This is a genomic window from Methylobacterium bullatum (genome assembly GCF_014845095.1).
Taxonomy (GTDB): Bacteria; Pseudomonadota; Alphaproteobacteria; order Rhizobiales; family Beijerinckiaceae; genus Methylobacterium; species Methylobacterium bullatum.
The window spans coordinates 1-22,391 of sequence record NZ_NKUG01000018.1; the positions used below are offsets into that span (position 1 = coordinate 1).

A 22,391-nucleotide genomic window follows, 5' to 3' on the forward strand; every position below is an offset into this window, starting at 1 on the left:
CGCGGCCCTCCTCCCCCTTGTGGGGAGGAGGTGGAGGTGGGGGTCGCTCCGCCAGCCTCGACTGAGCGAGGGTCGCCCGACCACCCCCACTCCTAACCTCTCCCCACAAGGGGGAGAGGGACGCGGTCTGCTGACAGAACCGGCGCCCTTGGAACCCTTACTTCCAGCTCGCCGCGTAGAAGCGCGGCAACTCATCGGGCTGCGCCGTGAAGGTCAGGTCCGAGGTGAAGGCGTAGTTGGTCGAGTAGGAGAACAGCGGCAGGATGTAGGCCTGAGCCGCGATGCGCTTGAGCGCCTCGGCGTATTTCACCTTGCGCGCGGCCGGATCGGTGGCGCCGTCGCCGGCCTGGAGCGCCGCGATGGTCTCGGGATCCTTGGTCAGGTCCTCGTCGCCGCCCTTGAGGTAGACGCCGGTGAAGGCGGAGACGTCGAGGACCGAGAACGAGCCCCAGGTCTGGAAGGCGATGGAGACCTTGCCGCCCCGGATCATGTCGCGCAGCGCCGCGTAGCGCAGATAGTTGAGCCGGGCGGTGATGCCGACGGCGCGGAGATACCCGATGACGGCCTCGGCGTAGTCGCGCTCGCGATAGGCGCCGAGATCGATCTCGAACCCGTCGGGATAGCCGGCCTCCTTGAGGAGCGCCTTGGCCTTGGCCGGATCGTAAGCGTAGCGCGGCACACCCTCGTCGGTGCAGCCGAACTGGTCGATGAAGCAGGCCGCGTTCATGACACGGCTGCCGCCACGGACGAGGTTGTCGACCATCGCCTTGCGGTCGATGGCGTAGGAGATCGCCTGGCGGACGCGGGGATCCTTCAGGGGCGAGTTCTCCTTGGCGCGGCCGAGCGTGTCGAATTGCAGGAAGCCGACCCGCATGGTCTCGGCGCTGAGCACGGTGACGTTGGGCGCGGCCTTGAGCTGGTCCGCCTGGTCGCTCGGCACGCGCCAGATCCAGTCGATGCCGCCGGTGACGAGTTCGGCCATGCGGCTGTCGGCATCGGGGATGACGCGGAATTCGAGCTTGCCGATCTTGGGCATTCCGATGGGGCTGCCGGGCCAATATTGGGCGTTCCGCTCCATCTTCACCCCGCGTCCGTTCTCGACGCTGGTGATGCGGTAGGGGCCGGTGCCGATGGGGGCCTTGGCGAACCCGTCGAGGCCGACCTTTTTGAAGTAAGCGGCCGGGAAGATCGGGGTCGGTCCGGCGAGGTATTCGAGGGCGGCCGGGAAGGCGGTCTTGAGGTGGATGCGGACGGTCTTGGCGTCCACCACCTCCGTCGACTTCATCCAGTCGACGTTCTGCTTCGTCACCGTGCGGGCTTCCGGCGTCAGCACGTAATTGAAGGTGAAGGCCACGTCCTCGGGGCCGAAGACGTCGCCGTTATGGAAGGTCACGCCCTCGCGCAGGGTCAGTTCGAGGGTGGTCGGGTCGACCCATTTCCAGGCGGTGGCCAGCATCGGCTGATACGTGCCGGTCTTCGGGTCGCGGTAGAGCAGGGTGTCCCAGACGTTGCGCGCGAGCACGACGCCCTCGCGGGCGCTGTTGTGATACGGGCTGACGTTTTCCGGCTCGGTATCCGAGGCATAGACCAGGGTGTCGTTGGCCTTGCCGGCGAGCGCCGGCACACTGAACGTCGTCAGCAGGAGAGCGAGTGTGGCGCCTGCCGCGGGAAGGTATCTCGCCATGATCTGCATCCCTTCAGCTCCGCGACATCGCGACGGACACTTGCGCACCCGTCCTGCCGCTTTTTTCGTCGTGCCATGATGTTGTGCATTTTGCATCGCAACAAGTAGAATTTGTCGAAGCTTGCCGTGCCGTTTCGGCAATTCTCGTGCGGCCGGCGGGGCTCGGGAGATCGACCATGCAGATGTCAGGCCTGCGCTATTTCCTCGCCGTTGCCCGCACGGGCTCCATCGCGGCGGCCTCCGCCCAGCTCAACGTCGCGGCCTCGGCGATCAGCCGGCAGATCGCCAATCTGGAGGCGGAGCTCGATTGCGTCCTGTTCGAGCGCCGTCCCCGCGGCATGGTCCTGAGCCCGGCGGGAGAGCTGCTGGCCCGGCATGCGCGCCAGACCCTGGTGCGGGCCGAGCAGGTCGCGGCCGAGATCCAGGAATTGCAGGGGCTGGCGCGGGGCTTCATCCGCGTCGCCACGGCGGAAGGGTTCGCCCTCGACCTCTTGCCGAACGCCATCGCCGAGTTTCACGCGCGCCATCCCGGTATCCGGTTCGAGATTCAGGTCCTGCCGCCGGCTCAGGTGACGCAGGTGGTGGCGGCGGGCGACGCCGATATCGGCATCACCTTCGTGCTCGCGCCGACGAACCTCGTCACGGTGATCTACGACGCGACGGTGGAGATGGTGGCGCTCGCGGCCCCCGACCATCCGCTGGCCGGCCGGGCGTCGATCCGGATCGACGAACTCCAGGCCTATCCGATCGCGATGCCGCCCCTCGACACCACGGCGCGTCTCGTCTTCGACACGGCCTGCCGGGCGGAGGGCATCGCCATCGAGCCGACGCTGACCTCCAACATCCTCACGGCGCTCCTCCCCTTCGTGCGGCGGACGAAGGGGATCGCGCTGATGTCGGCCCTCTCGGTGCAGACGCCGGTGCGCCTTGGCGAACTGGTCTGCATCCCGATCCAATCACAGGCGAGCCTGCGGCGCGGCATTCAGGTCCAGCTGATGCGGGACCGCAAGCTGCCGCATGCGGCGCAGGCGTTCCTCAGCCAGCTCATCGCCGCCCTGCCGCCGGCGGAGCCCGGCAGGGCGTGAACCGTCCCGATCAGCCGTTCCGGAACGTGTAGCTGTAGCCGTTCAGGGCCGGCGCGCCGCCGAGATGGGCGTAGAGCACCTTCGAGCCCTTGGGGAAGAACCCCTTCCGGGTGAGATCGATCATCCCCTGCATCGACTTCCCCTCGTAGACCGGGTCGGTGATCATGGCCTCGAGCCGCGCCGAGAGGCGGATCGCCTCGACGGTCTCCTTCGAGGGCACGCCGTAGACCGGGTAGGCGTAATCCTCGTTGAGGACCACATCGTCTTCCGTGATCTCGGGGGCGCCGATGAGGGCGGCCGTCTTCTGCGCGATGTCGAGCACCTGCGCCTTGGTCTGGGCCGGGGTGCAGGAGGCGTCGATCCCGATGACGTTGCGGGCGCGGCCATCGGCGGCGAAGCCCACCACCATGCCGGCATGGGTCGAGCCGGTGACGGTGCACACGACGATGTAGTCGAAGCGCAGGCCCATCTCGGCCTCCTGCGCGCGGACCTCCTCGGCGAAGCCGACATAGCCGAGGCCGCCGAACTTGTGCACGGAGGCGCCCGCGGGAATCGCGTAGGGCTTGCCGCCCTTGGCCTTCACATCCTCCAGGGCCGCCTTCCAGCTCTCGCGGATGCCGATGTCGAACCCGTCATCCACGAGCTGCGTCTCCGCGCCCATGATGCGCGAGAGCAGGATGTTGCCGACCCGGTCGTAGACCGCATCCTCGTGCGGCACCCAGGCTTCCTGGATCAGCCGGCACTTCATCCCGATCTTGGCGGCCACCGCCGCCACCATGCGGGTGTGGTTGGATTGCACGCCGCCGATGGAGACCAGCGTATCGGCTCCGCTCGCGATGGCATCGGGCACGATGTATTCGAGCTTGCGCAGCTTGTTGCCGCCGTAAGCCAAGCCGGAATTGCAATCCTCGCGCTTGGCGTAGATCTCGACATCGCCGCCGAGATGGTCGGTGAGGCGCGACAGCTTCTCGATCGGGCTCGGGCCGAAGGTGAGGGGATAGCGCTCGAATTTCGACAGCATGGCTTGGCAACGTCCTCGCATCAGTGAGAACCGAACGCTAGCAAAACTCGCGCGAAAGGTGCTCTCGAATGACGACAAATTATGCCATAAAAATGCGGGTCATACCCGGTCAAGCTTAGCATAAAACGTCGTTTCTGCTGAAAATACGGAAGGTTCTTCCATGTCGCCATCGCTCGACCGGATCGATCTGAAGATCCTGCGCCTGCTCCAGGCCGATGGGCGCATGAACAATGCCGAGATCGCCAAGCGGGTGAATACCAGCGCCGCCACCTGCCACCGCCGCACGCAGCGCCTGTTCGACGAGGGCTACATCCGCGGCGTCCATGCGCGGATCGCGCCGGAGAAGGTCGGGCGGGGGTCCCTCGTCATCGTCGGCGTCGTACTCGACCGCTCGACGCCGGAGAGCTTCGCCGCGTTCGAGGCCGCCGCCCAGGCGATGCCGACCATGCTCGATTGCCATCTCGTGGCCGGGGATTTCGACTATTTCCTGAAGATCCGCGTCTCCGACATGGCGGATTTCAACCGCCTGCACAGCGACACCCTGATCGCGCTGCCGGGGGTGCGGCAGACGCGGACCTTCTTCGTCATGAAGGAGGTGGTGGACAATGCGCCGATGGATCTCTGACGGCGAGGCTTGCGCGAGGCGGCCTCTCCGGTTCATCGAGCGCGGCAACAACGCCGGGGCCATCGGGATCACAGGAGAACGGACCGCATGAGTACGGATGCCGACACGTCGCCCGCCCCCTCCCTAGACGCCATTCCAGCGAGCGTGCGGGAGGCCCGGCCCACCACCTGGCTCAATCCCCATCTCCGGCCGGCCGCCGAATTCCTGCCGAGCCAGGCTTTCTCCCTGGCCGATGTGGAGGCGGCGGAGGCACGCTGGCGCCGCTTCGACCCACTGCTGCGCCACCTCTTCGACGATCTCGCCACAGGGCGCATCGACTCGCCCCTGATGCCCCTCTCCGATCCTATCGCGCAGGCCATCGCCGGTCCGACCGGCGGCGCGGTCTGGGTAAAGGCCGATCACGACCTGCCGGTCACCGGCTGCATCAAGGCGCGGGGCGGGGTCTACGAGGTACTGGTCTATGCCGAGCGGCTCGGGCTTGAGAAGGGCCTGCTATGGCCGGGGGATTCCTATGCCCGGCTCGCGGAGGCCGAAGCACGAGAGGCGTTCGGGGCGCACACGGTCGCGGTCGGCAGCACCGGCAATCTCGGCTTCAGCGTCGGCGTCATGGCGCGGACGCTGGGCTTCGCGGTCGAAGTCCACATGTCCCACGACGCCAAGGCGTGGAAGAAGCAGCGTTTGCGGGATATCGGCGCCCGGGTGGTCGAGCATCGGGGCGATTACGGCAGCGCGGTCGCGGCGGCACGCTCGGCTTTCGAGGGGCGGACCGACGCCCATTTCGTCGACGACGAAAGCTCCGTCGACCTGTTCCTCGGCTATGCGGCGGCGGCCTTCGACCTCCAGCGCCAGCTGGACGAGGCCGGGATCAGGGTCGATCCGGCCCACCCGCTCTGCGTCTATCTTCCCTGCGGCGTCGGCGGCGCGCCCGGCGGCGTCACGCTCGGCCTGAAGTTGCTGTTCGGCGACACCATCCGCTGCATCTTCGTGGAGCCGGTGGCCTCGCCCTGCATGCTGGTGCAGCTCGCCGCCGGTTTGTCGCGCCCGGTGGACGTCTACGAGATCGGCCTCGACAACCGCACCGCCGCCGATGGGCTCGCGGTGGCGGGTGCCTCGATGCTGGTGGCCGGCACGGTCGGCCCGCTCATCGAGGCGGTGGTCACGGTCGCCGATACCGACCTGTTCGCCTGGGTAAAACGCCTCTGGGCCGATCCGGGCCTGCGGCTCGAACCCTCGGCGGCGGCGGGGTTCGCCGCAATCCGGCCCTATCTCGACGCCGCCGCACCTGCGCGGGCGACGCATGTGGTCTGGACCACTGGCGGGGCGCTTCTGCCGGAGGCGGAGTTTCAGGACGCCCTGGCGCGGGGATAACGATGAAGCCCCGGGCCTATGACGGGATATGGCCTCGTTCCGGGCCATATCCCTGCACATGCCGTCAGTTCGGGTGGAAGACCACCTTCACGCAGCCGTCCTTCTTGTCGCGGAACGTCTTGTAGAGGTCGGGGCCGTCCGCGAGGTTGGTGGAGCGGTGGGTGATCATCGAGGTCATGTCGATCTTGCCCTCCTGGATCAGCTTCGTCAGCGTCTCCAGGTAGCGTTTCACATGGGTCTGGCCGCTCTTCAGGGTCAGCCCCTTCTGCACGATCGAGCCCATATTGATGGGAAGCGGGCCACCGTAGACGCCGGGGATCGAGACGATCCCGCAGGGGCGCACGGCCTTGATCGCCTCCATGAGGACGTAGGGGCGCTCGGTCGAGGTGAATGTCTCCTGCAGGGTGCTGACGATCCCCGCGACGCCGTGGCCGGCGGTGGCCTCCATGCCGACGCAGTCGATCACGCCGTCGGCGCCCTCGCCCTTGCTGATCTCCTTGATCCGCTCGAACACGTCCTCTTTCATGAAATCGATGATGTCGGTGGCACCGTATTTCCGGGCGAGTTCGATCCGCTCCGGCACCGTCTCGATGACGATGATGCGCTCCGCGCCCATGATCTTGGCGGATTGGATCGCGAACAGCCCCACCGGACCCGCGCCCCAGATCGCGATGATCTCGCCGCCCTTGATCTCGCAATGCTCGGCACCCTGCCAGCCGGTAGGCAGGATATCGGTGAGGAACAGCAGCGACTCGTCGTCGACGCCTTCCGGCGCCAGCATCGGTCCCACATCGGCCATCGGCACGCGCACGTATTCCGCCTGGCCGCCGGCATAGCCGCCGGTGAGGTGCGAATAGCCGAACAGGCCGGCGGTGGTGTAGCCGAACTGCGCGGCCGCCATCTCGGCATTGCGGTTCGAGCGCTGGCAGACCGACCAGTTGCCGAGCTTGCACTGCCGGCATTCGCCGCAATTGATGTTGAAGGGCACGACGATGCGGTCGCCCTTCTTGAATTTGGTGAACCCCTGGCCGACCTCGACCACCTCGCCCATGAATTCATGGCCGAGGACGTCGCCACTCTCCATGGTCGGCATCTGGCCGTCCATCAGGTGGAGGTCCGAGCCGCAGATGGCGCAAGACGTCACCTTGATGATGACGTCGCGCGCATCCTCGATCCGGGGATCGGGCACCGTATCGCAGCGGATGTCACCCTTGCCGTGCCAACACAGTGCTTTCATTGCGCTCTTTCGAAACCGGAATGTCAGGACAATCGCCGGGACCGCCCGTGGCGGCCTTGACGCCGCAGGGCCGAACCCCGTCGCCGAGGGCTCCGGTGGAAAACACCAGCCGAGTCCATGAGTTCCAGAATGTCGATTGCACCGGTTCAAGCAAGTTCGAGCTTGAGCATATCGCAACGCGCTTTGTATGAATCAAGACAGGCTATTGACGCCGAAAAATACCACGATCAAACATAAGTCATTCGCCGCCTCGGCAGGAAAGACTGCCGCTCTGCCACGGCACGCCACGAGGTTGGCCTGCGACAGGCAGGACGCGTCTCTGACTAACCTCGGGGCGTAGCAAGAGTATGTCGGACGGGTATCGGCCGGATGGGAGACGACCGGGGATCAGCGGCCGAACAGCCTCGCCGTGAACGAGGCCGGCGCGTCCCCCTTGTGGCCGGCCACCACCACGAGGCGGCGGATGTCGCCGCGCAGATAGGCCTGCAGGAAGCGGTTGTAGTCCTTGAACACCACGCAGCCGTTGGACGCGCCGCTCGGTCCGAGCATGTAGGTATGGGCGAGGATGCCGTCGCGGCCGTGGATGGCGGCGCTGCCGCCCACGGGGTTGAGGCGGATGGCGCGCACCCCGTGGAACAGGGCCTCGCGCTCGGTCAGATCGTAGGTGCCGGGGGGCGTCGCCCCGCGCATGCGGACATGGACGAGACGCGGGTTGTCCATGTGCTGGCCGAGGCCGGAATGGGCCTCCAGCTGCTCTCCGCTCGGCAGGGTCACCGTGCTGGCGCTGATGTCGTAGATCGCGGTCCCGCCGCCCGCCGTGGCGGGCACGCGGTCGAGGACCCGGCGCTGGCTCAGATCGATGGCGCCCGTATCGGCGGAGGCATAGGCGAGGGCGGGAGCGGGGCTGCGTTCGGGATCACGCCGGCCGAACACCGTCTCGAAGAACGACCGCTCGGCCTCCACGTCCTGGCGGGCCGCCACCACCGTCCGCGACGACGGGCGGCGGGTGGCGAGGCGCGGCTCGCGGGCGAGGGGCTTCAGGTCGAAGGGCCGCGGCACCGGGGCGGGCATCGGCTGGACGAGGCGGGCCGTCTGCTGGAGCGGCCTTGAAGCGGGTGCGAGTTCTGAGGAGGCCGGCGCCACGGCGGCGAGCGCGATACCGGGGGCGATCTCGACGGGCGAGGCTTGCGGGGCCGCGAACCCGGCCACCTGCATGGGCTCAGAGGCACGCCAGTCCGGCGTCCGCGCACCCAAGGCGGGGGAGGGGTCGAGCATCCAGGCATAGCTGCGGACGGCGGCGGCGGGCGTTGCCTCGGGGGAGACCTGCCGGCCGGCGTATGGCGCCGTCGCGGCGGGCACGGGCGTGTCCAACCCGGTCAACCGGGGAAAGGTCGCGACGAACAGCGCGACGACGGCCGTCTTCAGAAGAACGCGGCTGCGCGGCCGGGAACGGCGTGGGCGGCGGCGATAGGTGGACGCATCGTCGATCATGCGGGCTGTACTCGGATACGCGTACCCTGCCCGCACGGCCCTCGAACGACCTCGCCAAGCTCCGCCAAGAGCCCCGCGAAGGTCACATCGATCGTCCATGTCGTTTTAGGGAACCATCAACCTTGATGCCTCCCATTCAGCGCGAAGTTGGTTAATCACCGATAAATCGTGAGCATGTTTTTCGAGAGAATGTACTGGCCGCCCGAACACCTTCCGGCCCCCATATGAAAGCGCCCCGCCTGCCTTTCGGCGGACGGGGCGGTCTCTTCATACATCCGGCACTCCGCCTTTGTGGCGGGCGCCCCGAAACCTTACTTGCCGCTGGGAGCCGCACCGCTGCCGGTGGCGGCGTTGCCACCATTCGAGCCGGCCGGCGCGCCCGGCGTCGCATTGGAGGGGACGTCGGTCGCCATGCCCGGAGCCATGGTGGAGCCGGTGGTGTTGGCGCCGCCCATGCGCTCCGCCCCCTTCTCACCGTTGCTCTTCACGCTGCCGGGATTGTTCATGTTGCCCTCGGCGCTTCCGCCGCCAGCGGCCGTCTGGGCGAAGGCCGCGCCGCTCAGCGAAACGGCGAAGGCGGCAGCGATGGCGAATGTCTTGATCTGCATAGTCTATTTCCTCATGTCTTACGAACTTGACCTAATAACGTCGCACTGCCCACATGGTTCAATGAAATAACGCCCCGGAAATTTTCATTTTAGAATACGTCGCACACCGGCTGACGACCACGGCTCAGCTTATCCGCCGGCTGCTTTGTCTTAAATCATACCATCGGGAACGTTCAGCTTAGAGCCGACCCCGGCGATGCCCGGTGCGGAGCCGGACTTCTCCCTCGACAGGCCACGGAGAGCTGTCTTAAGGCCACGCCATGCCGATCCTTCGACTCGACGCCGCCCATCGCCTCGCCACGGACACCCTGGTCCGCTGCGGAACCGCGCCTGCTAATGCCGAGAGCGTCGCCCGCGCCCTCGTCGCGGCGGAAGCCGACGGGCTGCGGACCCACGGGCTCATGCGGCTGCTGGCCTATGGCGAACAGGTGCGGGCGGGCAAGGTCGTCGGCGATGCCGTCGTCACGAGCGCGCGGCCGAAACCGGGACTGCTCGCCATCGATGCGGCCCACGGCTTCGCCTATCCGGCCCTCGACACGGCCATCGCCCTCCTGCCGGAGATCGCCCGCGCACAGGGGATCGCCGCGGCCGCCATCCGGCGCTCGCACCATTGCGGGGCGGCCGGGCGGCCGGTGGAGGCTCTGGCCGAACAGGGTCTCGTCGCCATCCTGTTCGCCAACGCCCCCGCCTCCATGGCGCCCTGGGGCGGAACCCGGCCGGTCTTCGGCACCAACCCCATCGCCTTCGCCTGCCCGCTGCCGGGGGCGGAGCCGGTCATCGTCGATCTCTCCCTGTCGAAGGTGGCGCGCGGCAACATCATCACCGCCAAGCAGCGCGGCGAGGCGATCCCCGAGGGCTGGGCCCTCGACGCTGAGGGCAACCCGACCACGGACCCCGTGGCGGCGCTCGCCGGCACCATGGTGCCGTTGGGCGATGCCAAGGGCACGGCCCTCGCCCTCATGGTGGAACTGCTCGCCGCCGGCCTCACCGGAGCGCGTTTCGCCAGCGAAGCCACGTCCTTCCTCGATGCCGAGGGCGAGCCTCCCGCCACCGGCCAGCTCATCCTCGCCATCGACGCCACGGCCTTTGCCGGCAATGCCCTGGAGCGCTTCGCCGTGATGGCCCGCTCGGTGGCGGAACAGGACGGCGCGCGGCTGCCCGGAACACGCCGCTTCGCCGCCCGCGCCCGTGCCGCCGAGGAAGGGATCACCCTCTCGGAGACGCTGCTGGCGGAGATCGAGCGGCTGTGACGACGCTCGAACCGAGAGGTCCCTCGCAACCTTCGGCCCCGACGGCGGCTTGACCGCGATCACGATCGTCTTGCTTCGGGCCGGCCCATGACCTCACCTCCTCCGACCCCCGAACGGGCGACGCCGCGCTGGCGCAGGGCGGGCGGGCGCCTGCTGGCGCTGGCCGCCCGACCGGTGCGCCGGGCGCAGGGGACGGGCGGGACCGTGATCGAGGCCTATCGCGGCTACGGCTCGACGAGGGAGATCTTCCTGATCGGCCGGGTCTTCCGGCAGGCACGCCGCGAGCCGAACCCCGAGGCCGACGACATCGCCGCGGATCTCCGCGACATCGCCCGGCGCATCCGCAGGCGCAAGGTCGCCGATGCGTCCGTCGTCGCGCGCTTCGGCGGGGCCGAGACGACCGCCGTGACCGACCGCGACGGCTATTTCCGGGTGAGCCTCAAGCCACCGAACGTGCCCGCCGGCGAGGACCATTGGCACAGCGTCGAACTCGAACTCGCGGCCGATCCGCCGGTGCGGGCGCAGGGGCGGGTGTTCATTCCCCCTGAGAACTGCCGCTTCGTCGTCATCAGCGATATCGATGATACGATCATGCATACGGGCGTGGCCAACAAGCTCAAGATGCTGTGGCGCCTGTTCGTGGCCGATGCGGAGGACCGCGTCGCGTTCCCGGGAGCGGCGTCCCTGAGCCGGGCGCTGCATGCGGGCGCCACCGGCGACCAGTCGAACCCGATGCTCTACGTCTCGCGGGCGCCCTGGGGCATCTACGACATGCTCAGTGAGTTCTTCCGGCAGCACGGGATTCCGGCGGGGCCCGTGCTGTTCCTGCGGGAATGGGGCCTCTCCTGGCGCCATCCGCTACCGCGCCGCGCCGAGGACCATAAGCGCGACCTGATCCGCCACATGCTGGCGCTCTACGGCGACCTGCCCTTCGTGCTCATCGGAGATAGCGGCCAGCACGACCCCGAGGTCTATGCCAAGATCGTCTCGGAGAATCCCGGCCGGGTGCTCGCCGTCTACATCCGCAACGTCTCGCGCGACCCGTGCCGGGCCGAGGAGATCGAGCGCCTGTCGCAGGCCATCCTCGAGGCCGGCAGCAGCCTGGTGCTGGCCGGAGACACCACAATCATGGCCGAGCATGCCCTTTCGCTCGGCCTCATCGGCAAGGAGGGAGCGGACGCGATCCTGGCGGAATGCCGGTCACAGGTCATGCCGGAGACGGTGGAGCCGATCGTCATCGAACCGGACGACGACAAAGCCACCGCCCAGAAGGCTCCGGCCTGAGAGCGGGGCTGCGTCGCCCCGTCAGTACCCGTATCCGTCATAGCCCCGGCGCGAGGGCCGATAGCCGTATTCGCCGGCGCCGCCATAGGGGCGGGGGGCGACGTAGCGCCGGCCATAGGTCTGCAGATAGGGGTCGAGGCGGGGATCGCGGTAATTGCCGTTGTTCACGCCGGCCGAGCGGTCGTTGCCGCTCAATGCAGAGTAAGGCGAGAGCCCATCGCCACCACCGCCGGTGCCGCCGCGCGCCAGGGCGGCACCGGTGAGGCCGAGGAGCAATGCCGAGGCGAGGGTCGTGCGGATGAGAGTCCGTGTCATGCCGGTCTCCTTGATCGGGTCGAAGTGATCGACGAAAACAACGACGCGGTGAATCGCACGGTTCCCGGAGTGACCGGTATCAGCTCTTCTTGCGCAGCGGCCGGGTGAACAAAGATCCGGCCCGCTCGAATCCCGTGCTGTCGCAGAAGGCCGGCAAGGTCTCCTCACCGGGCGCGGCGGCGAGTTCGAGGGTGGTGCATCCCGCCATCCGGGCGGCCTGCGACGCGGCCTTCAGCAGGAGACGGCCGATGCCGCGTCGGCGCTCGTCCGGTCCGACCAGGAGGCCGGTGATCTGGGCGACGGGCTGAGCCGCCGTCAGCGAACGGTACCAGTGCAGGACGACGAGACCGCTCGGCGGCCCCCATTCGACGGCGATGAGGGCCGTCCCGCTCCCAAGGCGCAAGGCCTCCAGCCGTTCGGCCAGATCGCTCACCGCTATGGACTGTCCCGATGCCTGGAACAGGGCGGCAAGGCCCGCCGCATCGGCAGCGGTCGCAGCCCGGATCTCGAGCCCATAGCGGCTAGCCAAACGCGTCTCCGGTGGATGTCATTGGGACATCCATAGACCACCGGCGGAGAACTCGGGACGTCTCCTCGCGCGCGACCCGTCCGCGCGGTCATGAAGACGGACGGGGCGGTGCACCCTCGGCACACCGCTCCGTCCATCCGCCACGCCTCGCTTGGGGGAAGTCGGAGCGCAGCGGATCCGTTTCGCGCCGCTCTGTTTCTGAATGATGTCCGCCCCTCGCCCGACCCGCAGATTCAGCGGTCGCAGCCGATGCAGATGTCGCGGACCACACGGTTGCGCATCGGGCCGGTCCTCTGGTTCGGAAGCTCGCCGCTGAAAGCATGGAGCTGCGGTCGCGCAGGAGGCTCGGGATGTCGGACGGGCTCACTCGGGACGGTGCTCGGCCGGGGTGCTGGCGGTGTCAGCGCCATGTTCTGAGCGGCACAGGGGATGGCCGATGCCAGCGCGGCACTCAGGATACCGGCCCCGTAGATCCATCTCGACATGGTCAAGCCTCCGCCCGACTCCTCAACGCGCTGGCGGGGCATACGGTTCACGGCGGAAGCCGGGGCGGTTCAGCCCGCGCCTTCCTGCGCCGCGAGCCAGTCCGTGAGCCCGGACAGGGAGCGGAAGTCGGAGACGGCATGGACGGCCGCGCCCGGCATGGCGTCCCGCGCCATGGTCGCCAAGGCATGTCCGGGGCCGAGTTCGAGGACGGCCCGCGCCCCGGCCTCGCGGATGCCGTCGAGGCAGGCCGCCCAATCGATGGCCTGCGAGATCGCTTCGGCCAGCTTGTCGAGCCCCTTGGCGGCATCGAAGACCGGGGCACCGTCGAGACCGCTGAGGAGGCGAGGCGGCGGCGACGGGCCGAGGCGAGACGGCGTCAGGATCTCGGCGCGCGCCAGCGCCGCGCGAAACCGCGCGCTGGCCGCCGCCAGGAGCGGCGTGTGCGAGGGGGTATGGACCGGCAGAACCACCGCCCGCGCCGCCCCCGAGGCGAGAGCCCGAGCGCACAGCGATTCGAGATCGGCCACGGCCCCGCCGGCGACCACGCTGTCGGCGGCGTTGAGGATGGCGAGATGGCAGCCATGCTCCTCGACCAGGGCCGCGACCCGCGCGCGCGACAGGCCGCGAAGGCCGGCGAGCCCGTAGCCCGGCCCGCTGGCCTCATCCATCGCCTCGGCGCGCGCGGCGGCCAGATGCAGAACCGAGGCGGGCGAAAGCCGCCCCGCGCAGCCCCAGGCGGCGAGATCGCCGATGCTGTAGCCGGCCAGGACCACACGGCCGTGGCTCCCGTCTCGCAAGACGGTCCAGGCGGCGAGGCCGGCGACGCAGCAGAGGATCTGACCCGTGCGGTTGCCGTGCAGGGCCGGGCCGCCCGTCTGGGCGAGGTCGCGCGGGTCGGCGCCGAGGAGAGGCATCGCCGCCGCGAAGATGTCCTGAGCGGCGGGATGATCGGCCACGAGATCGAACATGGCGGGATGCTGGCCACCCTGGCCCGAGAGCAGGACCGCGAGACTCATGCCGTCTCCAATCCGTCGACGAACAGGGTCATGGCGAGGAGATCGGCGCTACCGCCGGGACTGAGATTGCGCGCGACGAAGGCCCGGTGGACGGCCTCCGCTCGTGCCCGCCAATCGTCCCGCGCGATGCCTCCTCCGGCGAGGAAGGCGGAGGCCGTGGCGCGGGCGAAGGCATAGCCCGCCTCGCCGCCGCGATGGAGCAGGTTGGTATCCTCGAGATGAGCGATCAGGGCGAAGCAGGTCTCGACGCGAGCGGCCTCCTCGTGGCCGGGGCGGAGATGCCGCGCCCGGCGCAGGGCGGGCAGCCCAATGGCGTAAAGGATCGGAAATCCCGCCGCAGCTTCGGCGGGCGCGCCGCCGATCCCGTAGCGTCGCCGAGCCGCCGCGCCCGGCGCATGGAGCAGGACGGGTCCGGTGAGGATCGCCTCGCCGTAACGCTCGCTCACGAGACGCCCGAGCGCTCCCGGCGGCAAGCGGCGGGCCGTGTGGGCGAGGGCGCCCGCGGCGGCAGTGAGGAGGCCGAGGCCGAAGATGGCGCCGCGATGGGTGTTCACCCCGCCCGTCGCCTCCCGCATGGCAATTTCGCCCTCGATGCCGATCCGGCGAAGGGCAGTCATCCCGGCCCCTGCGGCTCCGGCATCCGCCAACTCGGCGAAGTAGGGCAGGAGGGCCGTGGCACTGGCGCGAAAGGTGCCGGCATCCATGTCGGCATGGCTGCCGCGATCCACATGGCTGACGAGGCCGGGCTTCGGGTAGGTCTCGACTTCGCGGCGCAGGGACTCGACCGCGCGTTCCGCGATGTCGCCGGGACTGAGCGGAATCCGGGCGTCCCTGACCGGAGAGCGGGCGAGGGCGATCATGGCGTCACTTCCGCGAGAAACGACGCGGCGGGGCGCAGGGCGAGGCTTTCCCGCCCCTTGCACAGGACGGTTCCGCCGATGGGAGCGTCGAGCAGTTCGCGCCAGTTGATGCCGGCCCCGTCGGGCAGGACGATCTCGCCGTCGAGGCGCATAGGCGCGCCCGCCTCGATCCGCGCGAGGGCCTGCAGAAACCGGGGATCGACCCGGCCAGAGACCGGCCAGAGCAGGTCGAGATCGGAGCCGGCCCCGAGATAGGGAAGACCGGTCAAAGCCTGCCACAGCAGGCTTCCGAACACATGCGGCACGAGGCGGTGCTCGCGCCCGAGGGCCAGCACCTCATCGACCACCGGCCGCCACGCCTCCGGCGCTGTTACACGCGCACTCTCCAGGGTGACTGGCCCAAACCGACTCGCGGCGGCGGCCGGCAAGGCGAGGCCGATCCGACGCTTGCCGGCGGAAGGCGGCAGCGGCAGGCCGGCGGGGATGTGGTCCGCAGGCTCGCCGGGATCGCGGCGGCGGGTGATGACCGGCCAGCCGCGACGGGCCCATTCGGCGAGATGGGGAACGCCGTCGAGATCCCGGCGGCCGGCGAGGAGGCGCGCCCAGGATTCCGGGTCGACGCGCAGGAGGTCGTGGCGAGCGAGCCCCGACGCCTCGTCCTCAGTCACGGGGGGCCGCGTCGCCCGTTGCCGCCCGCATCACCCGCCCGGCGATGTCGCGCGCCATGAGCCGCCCGCCGCGTACCTCGCCGAGGGCGTCGCGGCCATCCGTTGTGGAACTCCCGGCGATGAGGGCTTCGATCTGGGGGCCGAGCGGCGTCGATGGGTCGAGCACGGCATGGACCGCCCCGGCCTTCACCATATTGTCGAGGCCGGGCGCGAACACGGAGGTGGATGTCGCCATCTCCTCCAGCCGCTCGAGGGGGAGCTTGGTGACCCGCGCCACCGAGGCCAGGTCCATCACGCTCGGATGGGCGCCGGGCAGGGCGGCGAGCACCCGTGTCGCGAGAGCGGTGGCGATGAAGGCGCCTGCCGCCGTGTGCCCGTAGACGAGGCCGATGGTGGGGTGGCCGCTGGCATCGGCGAGGAGCAGCGCCTTGGCGAGATGGGCGAGATACTCGTTGAGGCCGAGCAACTCGTCGCGGCGACTCATGCGCTGGCTGTCGGAATCCACGGCGACAAGGATCGGCGTCTCGCCGCCCCGGCGCACCACATCGAGGACGCGTCCGGCGAGGAGACAGGCGCCCTCGATCCCGAGCGGGGTGTTGCCGTCGATCCCGACCACCGCGAGACGGCCCGCCCCGAAAGGCCCGTCGCCGCCGATGAGGCCGTCCGCGACCTCGACGCCGTGCCCTTCGGGAAACAGCGAGGCCAGGATTTCAGCGAGCGTCATGGGGCGCCTCCGGCAGGCGGGCGAGAAGGGCATCGAACCGGTCCGTGTCCAGGCCCGGCACGGCGGCGGGATCGTTCACGCCGAGGCGGCTCCAGATCTCGGTGGCGTCGCGGGCGTCGCCGAAAAGGTCGAGGCGGGCTTCGAGGCGGGCCTGTTCGGCCTCCAGGGTGGCGAGATCGAAGGCCGGCGCCTTGCCGATCTGTTCGCGGGCGGCATCGCGAAACGCGCGGATCGTATCGTCCGCGAAAGCGTCCGCCCCGCCGATGAGCCGGCGGTGCTTGCCGCCCATGGTGCGCCAGACCAGCGCCCGGTCGCGGGAATCGAACTCCTCCGCCCCCTTGTTGGTCTCGATCACCTCCGGGCCGGAGACGCTGATGCGTCCCCCTTCCGAGACCACGAGGCGCGAACAGGTGCCGGCGATGAGGCCGCCGCCGCCGTAGCAGCCGGCGCGTCCGCCGATCAGCCCGATCACCGGCACGCCGGCCCTGCGCAGGTCGGCGATGGCGCGCATGATCTCGGCGATGGCGGTCTCGCCGGCATTGGCCTCCTGCAGCCGGACGCCGCCGGTATCGAACAGGATCAGCACCGCCGCCGGCCTCACCTGGAGGGCCGCCCGCAGCAGGCCGACGAGCTTGGCGCCGTGTATCTCGCCGAAGGCCCCGCCCATGAAGCGGCCCTCCTGCGCGGCCAGGAGGACGAGCGAACCGCCGAGGCTCCCGCGTCCCACCACGATGCCGTCGTCGAAGGCGCGCGGCAGGTCGAAGGCGGGCAGGTGCGGACTCATCACCCGCTGTTCGGGGCCGAGGAACTCTTCGAACGAACCGGGATCGACGAGAGCGTCGAGGCGGGCGCGGGCGCTGGCCTCGTACCAGCTCTGGTCGAGGGGATCGGCGGAGAGGGAGACGGGGCTCATCGCCATCACACGGCCTCCATCAGCCGGGCCCCCTGGAGCAGGCGCAGGGTCACGGTGTCGGGCCGTGCCCCGCCGTCGTTGATGGTGATGCGCAGGCCGCCGGGCTGCCGGCGCGCCACGAAATCGGAGACCACCGCCTCCCAGACCGGTCCGTAGCCGTTGATCGCGGTATCGATCTCGACGATGCATTCGTCGGGCGCGAGGCTGCGCTCCATCAGCACTTCGAGGTTGCCCGAGGCGACCACGCCGGTGATCGCCTGGGCCTTGGTGCCGGGCAGGGGCTTCGCCGTCCGATGCCGGAAGGTCAGCTTTTCCATGGGGTGGCGCTCCCTCACCAGTTCCGGAACTTGGCCGGCGGCTCGTAGAGGCCGCCCGACCAGTGCACGAGATCCTTGATCGACCGCGCCGCCAGGAGCGAACGGTCGGCGTCCAGGGGATCGATGCCGAGATCCTCCGGCCGGCGGATGATTTTTCGCGCGCGCAGCGCCTCGACCATGGCGTGGTCGCGGCCGCGCCCGACATCGGTGTAGCCGGCGACCCCGCGGATCGCCTGCTCGCGCTCGTCGAGCGTCCGGCACAGGAGCAGGTTGGCGATGCCCTCTTCCGTGACGATGTGGGTCACATCGTCGGCGTAGACCATCACCGGAGCCAGTTCGAGATCGAGCTTGCGCGCCAGTTCGAGGGCGTCGAGCCGCTCCACGAAGGCCGGGACCAGCTTGTCGCCGAAGGTCTCGACTAGCTGCACCACGAGCTTGCGGCCCCGGCGTAGCGCCGGATCGCCGGTGCCGCCGGCCTCCTCGCCGGCCTTCATCCAGGGGTCCGAGGGGTGGCGCCTGCCATGCGGATCGGAGCCCATGTTCGGCGCGCCGCCGAACCCCGCCACCCGGTTGGTGGTGACGGTGGAGGAATTGCCCTGGAGATCGATCTGCAGGGTCGAGCCGATGAAGAGATCGCAGGCATAGAGCCCCGCCGTCTGGCAGAAGGCGCGGTTGGAGCGCAGGCTTCCGTCCGATCCGGTGAAGAACACGTCCGGCCGCTCGCGGATGTAGCGGTCCATCCCGACTTCCGAGCCGAAACAGTGGATCTGCTCGACCCAGCCCGATTCGATGGCCGGGATCAGGCTCGGATGCGGGTTGAGCGCCCAATGGGTGGCGATTTTGCCCTTGAGGCCGAGCCGCTCGGCGAAGGTCGGCAGCAGCAGCTCGATGGCGGCGGTGCCGAAGCCGATGCCGTGGTTGAGGCGGCGGATGCCGTATTCGGCGTAGATCCCCTTGATCGCCATCATGGCCATCAGGATCTGCGTTTCGGTGACCGCCGCCGGATCGCGGGTGAAGAGCGGCTCCACGTAGAACGGCCTGTCGGCCTCGACCACGAAATCCACCCGGTCGCCGGGGATGTCGACACGGGGGACCCGGTCGACGATCGCGTTCACCTGCGCGATCACGACGCCGTTCTTGAAGGCGGTGGCCTCCACCACCGTCGGCGTGTCCTCGGTGTTGGGGCCGGTATAGAGATTGCCGTCGCGGTCCGCCGAGACGCCCGCGATGAGCGCGACATTGGGCGTCAGGTCGATGAAGTAGCGCGCGAAGAGTTCGAGATAGGTGTGCACCGCGCCGAGCGCGATCTGCCCGCCATAGAGCATCCGGGCGATGCGCGCGCCTTGCGGCCCGGAATAGGAATAGTCCAGGCGCCGGGCGATGCCCTGCTCGAAAATGTCGAGATGCTCGGGCAGCACGATGCCGGACTGGACCATGTGCAGGTCGTGGACCCGCACCGGGTCGCAGGCGCTCAAGCCCCTGGCGAGACAATCCGCCTGTTTCTGGTTGTCGCCTTCGAGGCAGACCCGGTCGCCGGGCAGCAGCACCGCCTCCAGCAGGTCGACCACCGCCGACGCGGCCACGAGCTTGCCCTCGGCATGGACCCGGCCGCGCTCGATCCGCGCGTCCCTGGCCTTCCGCTGCACCCGCCAATCGGCCATCCGATCCGCCTCTCGTCATCCGGCCCCGCATCGGCGGAGACCGTGGGAACGCGCGGCCAGCGACAAGTCGCGGACCGTCCCGTATCGCACCATGCGTACCCCGTCTGGTGACCAAGTCAATTCTGGGTATACCGATATGGGTTATCGGCGAGGTAAAGAATACGAGATGGCGACAGGACGAGGCCTCGGCATTCCGGACGTGCTAGGAGCATCCCAATCCCGCTTGACGATCCGCCCCATCTGCGATGAGGGACATCGTAAGGCGGGCCGGCAACGCAAGCGGGGAGGGGACGACGACCATGGACGGCATCGCCGAGGAGCGGGGGCTTCTCTCCGACCTGATCCGCAACGCCCTGACCGACGAGATCGCGGCCGGCACCCTGAGCGCGGGCACGGCCCTGGACGAACAGGATCTCGCCGACCGCTTCGGCGCTTCCCGGACGCCGGTGCGGGAGGCGTTGCGCCAGCTCGCCTTCAACGGTCTCGTGGAGTTGCGCCCGCGCCGGGGCGTCGTCGTCACCCGGATGACGCCGGAGCGGATCATGGACATGTTCGAGGCGACCGCCGAGTTCGAGGCGATGTGCGTGCGCCTCGCCACCTACCGGATGACGCCGCTCGAACGCAGCCACCTCATGGACCTCCATGCCCAATCGAAGGCGATGGTGGAGGCGGGCGATGTGGACGCCTACGACACGCTGAACCGCGGGTTTCACGAGGCCCTCTACGGCGCCACCCATAACGGCTTCCTGCTGGAACAGGCGCTCGCCCTGCGCACGCGGCTCTCGGGGTTTCGCCGCACGCAGCTGCGCCATGGCGAGCGGATCCGGAGCTCGCGCACCGAGCACGGCGAGATCCTGGCGGCCATCGCCGAGGGCGACGGCGACGCCGCCGCGAGGCGGATGCGCGCCCACATGCTCAACGCCGCCAGCGCCATCGGCCATTACATCGCCGAACATGCCGGTGCGTGAGGCGATCAATCGCGACGACGGACGGATGAGTCCGCCAGTCGTGCTTTGGTTTGGAATTTGCTCCGGGCAAGGGGCGGAGTTCGCCCCTTACGAGAGGTCGGGCGACCCCGCTGGCCATTGTCCAAGCCGGACAATGGGGTTGCCGGGAATCGTTCGAGGTTTAGCCATGCGCCGTTGCCGATCTGTTGTCGCAGCAGTCTTTTGCACAACTGTACTGGCGATCGTGGCGGAACCCTCCGTTTCCAAAGCCGACATCTCAACGGAAAACTTGAAGCGTGCGCCCCTCGCCCAAGACACGGTCAGGAAGGTCGTGGATGGCATCGCCGCCGAGCTGAGAGAAGGATACGTATTTCCCGATTTGGGAAAGCAGGCCGCGGATGCAATCCAACGTGATCTGGACGCCCATGCCTATGCGATGGCGGACGATCCCGGCGAGTTCGCCAGGCAACTGACCGAACGCCTGCGGTCGCTGACCAGCGATAACCACGTGAGAGTGATCCATGGCGATCCCTTCGCGAACCGGCCCAAGCCTTCGGACAGGCAGGGGTCCGGCTTTCAGGTCAAGCGGTTGGCTGGCAATGTCGGATACATCCACCTCGCCAGCTTCGTTCCCCCCGGGGATTTCAAGCCGGCCGCCGACAAGGCGATGCAGGACCTATCGGATACCTCTGCGCTCATCGTCGACATGCGCGACAATGGCGGCGGCCATCCGGCTTCCGTCGCCTATCTCGTCAGCTTCTTTCTCGATCCAAGCCAGCGCGTTCACATCAACGATCTGATCTGGCGCAATCGCGGGACGACGAGTTTCCGAACGGAGTCGTTCTGGAGTTCGCCCACCCAGGTGAGCTACCTCGGCAAGGCGGTCTACGTGCTGGTCGGTCCCAAGACCTATTCGGCGGGCGAGGAGTTCGCTTACGATCTACAGGCCCTGAAGCGTGCGACCATCGTCGGCGAGAAAACGCGCGGGGGCGCCAATCCAGGTGGCCTCACCGAGCTCGGGGCAGATTTCTTCGTCGTCGTGCCGACCGGAAGGGCAGAAAATCCGATAACGGGCGGCAACTGGGGCAGTGTCGGCGTGAGCCCGAATGTGTCGGCCACCTCCGAGGTCACGCAAGAAGCGGCGCTGGCTTTGGCGACGCGCGACAGCAAGTTGTAGGGCCGGCACGTGCGCTTTCAGCTCATCCTTTCGGGACAGCAGAAAGGAAAGACATCACCCGCTCCGTCGCCCACAGCCATACCGCACACCGGGACATCACCGTTCCACCTGCCACGTTGACGGCGCGCGAAGCGGTGCCGTAAGGCCACGTGATGCGGAAGCTCTCGCCAGGGACGGCCGGCCTGCGCGCGATCATCGCCGTGATCGCGCTCTACGGCCTGTGCCTCCAGGCGTTCCTCGTCACGATGACGCCACCGGCCCAGGCGGGATGGGAAAGCGCCCTTTGCGGGCATGACGCAGCGGGCGATCCTGCCGATGCGAGCCCGGCCTGCGCGCATGCGTGCTGCACGGCGGCCCATGCGGGACCGCAGGCGCCGGGGCAGGACACGGCCTTCGAAACGGTGGTCTGGCAGGCTCGCCCCGCCCCGCTTGCGCCACGTGCGGACGTGGCGGTCCCCGCCGCGCGGGCACCGCCCGACCAATCCATCGGATCGCGAGGTCCGCCTTCCGCCTGAGAGATCAGACCGTTTCGATCGCTCAGACCCGGATTGACCCCGATGACCCCATCGTCCCAGGGCGGCGCCCACGCATTTCGCGGGTCCGACGCCATGCGCGCGTCGCGCGACGGCATCTATCGCGCCGTCTGGCGTTGGCACTTCTACGCCGGCCTGCTGTGCCTGCCGTTCCTCGTCCTGCTCTCGACGACCGGCGCGATCTACCTGTTCAAGGACGAGATCAACGCCGCGCTCTTCGCCCACCGCACCGAGGTGGCGGCGCAGAACCGGGCGCCCGTGAGCGCGAGCCGCCTCGTCTACACCGCCTCCGAAGCGGTTCCGGGCGGTGTGCCGGTCTCCTTCACCGGCCCGGCCTCCGCGACCGCCTCCGCCCTCGTGACCATGAGGGAGGGCGGCAGCCGGATTCAGGTCTACCTCGACCCCTACAACGCCGATGTGCTCGACGTCGTGAACACCGAGAGCGACCCGATGATGGTGGTGAGGCGCCTGCACAGCCTCAGCTATTTCGGCACGGTCGCCAACGGCATCGTGGAGGTGGTGGCAGGCTTCGCGATCATCCTCGTCGTCACCGGCACCTATCTGTGGTGGCCGCGCGGGCAAGGGGGCGGGA

Annotated in this window: 23 protein-coding genes; 9 read left to right on the forward strand and 14 right to left on the reverse strand. The window is 68.7% G+C overall.

Annotation, left to right across the window (positions count from 1 at the left end; translation table 11 throughout):
- Nucleotides 1-157: 157 nt before the first annotated feature.
- Nucleotides 158-1,684, reverse strand: coding sequence for an ABC transporter substrate-binding protein (locus tag MBTS_RS02140; RefSeq protein ID WP_373321278.1), 1,527 nt, complete (start codon nucleotides 1,682-1,684; stop codon nucleotides 158-160).
- 176 nt (nucleotides 1,685-1,860) lie between these two features.
- Between MBTS_RS02140 and MBTS_RS02145 the strand changes: the two genes are divergently transcribed.
- Nucleotides 1,861-2,769, forward strand: coding sequence for a LysR family transcriptional regulator (locus MBTS_RS02145; protein WP_026175857.1), 909 nt, complete (start codon nucleotides 1,861-1,863; stop codon nucleotides 2,767-2,769).
- A gap of 10 nt (nucleotides 2,770-2,779) precedes the next feature.
- Here the strand turns inward: MBTS_RS02145 and MBTS_RS02150 are convergent, their stop codons facing one another.
- On the reverse strand, nucleotides 2,780-3,790 hold the full coding sequence (locus tag MBTS_RS02150; RefSeq protein ID WP_018043348.1) for a 1-aminocyclopropane-1-carboxylate deaminase: 1,011 nt from the start codon (nucleotides 3,788-3,790) through the stop codon (nucleotides 2,780-2,782).
- Between the two features lie 160 nt (nucleotides 3,791-3,950).
- Between MBTS_RS02150 and MBTS_RS02155 the strand changes: the two genes are divergently transcribed.
- Both MBTS_RS02155 and MBTS_RS02160 read left to right on the forward strand, forming a co-directional pair.
- On the forward strand, nucleotides 3,951-4,415 hold the full coding sequence (locus tag MBTS_RS02155) for an Lrp/AsnC family transcriptional regulator (RefSeq protein WP_056163426.1): 465 nt from the start codon (nucleotides 3,951-3,953) through the stop codon (nucleotides 4,413-4,415).
- 87 nt (nucleotides 4,416-4,502) lie between these two features.
- Nucleotides 4,503-5,783: a D-serine ammonia-lyase gene (locus MBTS_RS02160; protein WP_192214991.1), complete on the forward strand. Its 1,281-nt coding sequence runs from the start codon at nucleotides 4,503-4,505 to the stop codon at nucleotides 5,781-5,783.
- 64 nt (nucleotides 5,784-5,847) lie between these two features.
- Here the strand turns inward: MBTS_RS02160 and MBTS_RS02165 are convergent, their stop codons facing one another.
- The 3 genes from MBTS_RS02165 to MBTS_RS02175 all read right to left on the reverse strand — a co-directional run bounded on the left by MBTS_RS02165 (nucleotide 5,848) and on the right by MBTS_RS02175 (nucleotide 9,119).
- Nucleotides 5,848-7,020 (reverse strand): zinc-dependent alcohol dehydrogenase, encoded by a 1,173-nt coding sequence (locus tag MBTS_RS02165; RefSeq protein ID WP_056250990.1) that lies wholly within the window; start codon nucleotides 7,018-7,020, stop codon nucleotides 5,848-5,850.
- Between the two features lie 387 nt (nucleotides 7,021-7,407).
- On the reverse strand, nucleotides 7,408-8,511 hold the full coding sequence (locus MBTS_RS02170) for a tlde1 domain-containing protein (protein ID WP_147833193.1): 1,104 nt from the start codon (nucleotides 8,509-8,511) through the stop codon (nucleotides 7,408-7,410).
- Between the two features lie 311 nt (nucleotides 8,512-8,822).
- The gene (locus MBTS_RS02175; RefSeq protein WP_056146782.1) at nucleotides 8,823-9,119 is read right to left on the reverse strand and encodes a hypothetical protein; all 297 of its coding nucleotides are present in this window, start codon (nucleotides 9,117-9,119) and stop codon (nucleotides 8,823-8,825) included.
- 260 nt (nucleotides 9,120-9,379) lie between these two features.
- On the opposite strand from MBTS_RS02175, the gene MBTS_RS02180 reads away from it, so the two are divergent.
- Both MBTS_RS02180 and MBTS_RS02185 read left to right on the forward strand, forming a co-directional pair.
- Nucleotides 9,380-10,369: an Ldh family oxidoreductase gene (locus MBTS_RS02180; RefSeq protein ID WP_147833194.1), complete on the forward strand. Its 990-nt coding sequence runs from the start codon at nucleotides 9,380-9,382 to the stop codon at nucleotides 10,367-10,369.
- Between the two features lie 87 nt (nucleotides 10,370-10,456).
- Complete coding sequence (locus MBTS_RS02185; protein WP_192214992.1) at nucleotides 10,457-11,653, forward strand: App1 family protein phosphatidate phosphatase; 1,197 nt, start codon at nucleotides 10,457-10,459, stop codon at nucleotides 11,651-11,653.
- 21 nt (nucleotides 11,654-11,674) lie between these two features.
- Here the strand turns inward: MBTS_RS02185 and MBTS_RS02190 are convergent, their stop codons facing one another.
- The 9 genes from MBTS_RS02190 to mdcA all read right to left on the reverse strand — a co-directional run bounded on the left by MBTS_RS02190 (nucleotide 11,675) and on the right by mdcA (nucleotide 19,142).
- On the reverse strand, nucleotides 11,675-11,968 hold the full coding sequence (locus tag MBTS_RS02190) for a hypothetical protein (protein ID WP_147833070.1): 294 nt from the start codon (nucleotides 11,966-11,968) through the stop codon (nucleotides 11,675-11,677).
- A 79-nt stretch (nucleotides 11,969-12,047) separates the two neighbouring features.
- The gene (locus MBTS_RS02195; protein ID WP_026175858.1) at nucleotides 12,048-12,497 is read right to left on the reverse strand and encodes a GNAT family N-acetyltransferase; all 450 of its coding nucleotides are present in this window, start codon (nucleotides 12,495-12,497) and stop codon (nucleotides 12,048-12,050) included.
- A gap of 554 nt (nucleotides 12,498-13,051) precedes the next feature.
- On the reverse strand, nucleotides 13,052-13,999 hold the full coding sequence (locus MBTS_RS02200; RefSeq protein ID WP_192214993.1) for an ACP S-malonyltransferase: 948 nt from the start codon (nucleotides 13,997-13,999) through the stop codon (nucleotides 13,052-13,054).
- On the reverse strand, nucleotides 13,996-14,859 hold the full coding sequence (gene mdcB / locus MBTS_RS02205; protein WP_192214994.1) for a triphosphoribosyl-dephospho-CoA synthase MdcB: 864 nt from the start codon (nucleotides 14,857-14,859) through the stop codon (nucleotides 13,996-13,998). The genes MBTS_RS02200 and mdcB overlap by 4 nt, the downstream gene beginning before the upstream one ends.
- Complete coding sequence (mdcG, locus tag MBTS_RS02210) at nucleotides 14,856-15,527, reverse strand: malonate decarboxylase holo-[acyl-carrier-protein] synthase (protein ID WP_192214995.1); 672 nt, start codon at nucleotides 15,525-15,527, stop codon at nucleotides 14,856-14,858. Before mdcG ends, mdcB begins: the two co-directional genes overlap by 4 nt.
- Complete coding sequence (mdcE, locus tag MBTS_RS02215; RefSeq protein ID WP_147833065.1) at nucleotides 15,520-16,251, reverse strand: biotin-independent malonate decarboxylase subunit gamma; 732 nt, start codon at nucleotides 16,249-16,251, stop codon at nucleotides 15,520-15,522. Before mdcE ends, mdcG begins: the two co-directional genes overlap by 8 nt.
- On the reverse strand, nucleotides 16,238-17,170 hold the full coding sequence (locus tag MBTS_RS02220; RefSeq protein WP_056146764.1) for a biotin-independent malonate decarboxylase subunit beta: 933 nt from the start codon (nucleotides 17,168-17,170) through the stop codon (nucleotides 16,238-16,240). Before MBTS_RS02220 ends, mdcE begins: the two co-directional genes overlap by 14 nt.
- Nucleotides 17,170-17,481 (reverse strand): malonate decarboxylase acyl carrier protein, encoded by a 312-nt coding sequence (gene mdcC / locus MBTS_RS02225; RefSeq protein WP_056146763.1) that lies wholly within the window; start codon nucleotides 17,479-17,481, stop codon nucleotides 17,170-17,172. Before mdcC ends, MBTS_RS02220 begins: the two co-directional genes overlap by 1 nt.
- A gap of 14 nt (nucleotides 17,482-17,495) precedes the next feature.
- On the reverse strand, nucleotides 17,496-19,142 hold the full coding sequence (gene mdcA / locus MBTS_RS02230; RefSeq protein ID WP_056146760.1) for a malonate decarboxylase subunit alpha: 1,647 nt from the start codon (nucleotides 19,140-19,142) through the stop codon (nucleotides 17,496-17,498).
- A gap of 299 nt (nucleotides 19,143-19,441) precedes the next feature.
- On the opposite strand from mdcA, the gene MBTS_RS02235 reads away from it, so the two are divergent.
- The 4 genes from MBTS_RS02235 to MBTS_RS02250 form a co-directional block, all read left to right on the forward strand.
- Complete coding sequence (locus MBTS_RS02235) at nucleotides 19,442-20,110, forward strand: GntR family transcriptional regulator (RefSeq protein ID WP_192214996.1); 669 nt, start codon at nucleotides 19,442-19,444, stop codon at nucleotides 20,108-20,110.
- Nucleotides 20,111-20,333: 223 nt separating this feature from the next.
- On the forward strand, nucleotides 20,334-21,266 hold the full coding sequence (locus MBTS_RS02240) for a S41 family peptidase (RefSeq protein ID WP_238253923.1): 933 nt from the start codon (nucleotides 20,334-20,336) through the stop codon (nucleotides 21,264-21,266).
- A gap of 152 nt (nucleotides 21,267-21,418) precedes the next feature.
- Nucleotides 21,419-21,781, forward strand: a complete 363-nt coding sequence (locus MBTS_RS02245; RefSeq protein WP_056146755.1) for a hypothetical protein — start codon at nucleotides 21,419-21,421, stop codon at nucleotides 21,779-21,781.
- A 42-nt stretch (nucleotides 21,782-21,823) separates the two neighbouring features.
- Nucleotides 21,824-22,391 (forward strand): PepSY-associated TM helix domain-containing protein (locus tag MBTS_RS02250; RefSeq protein ID WP_192214997.1); only part of this gene is annotated, 568 nt, incomplete at its 3' end.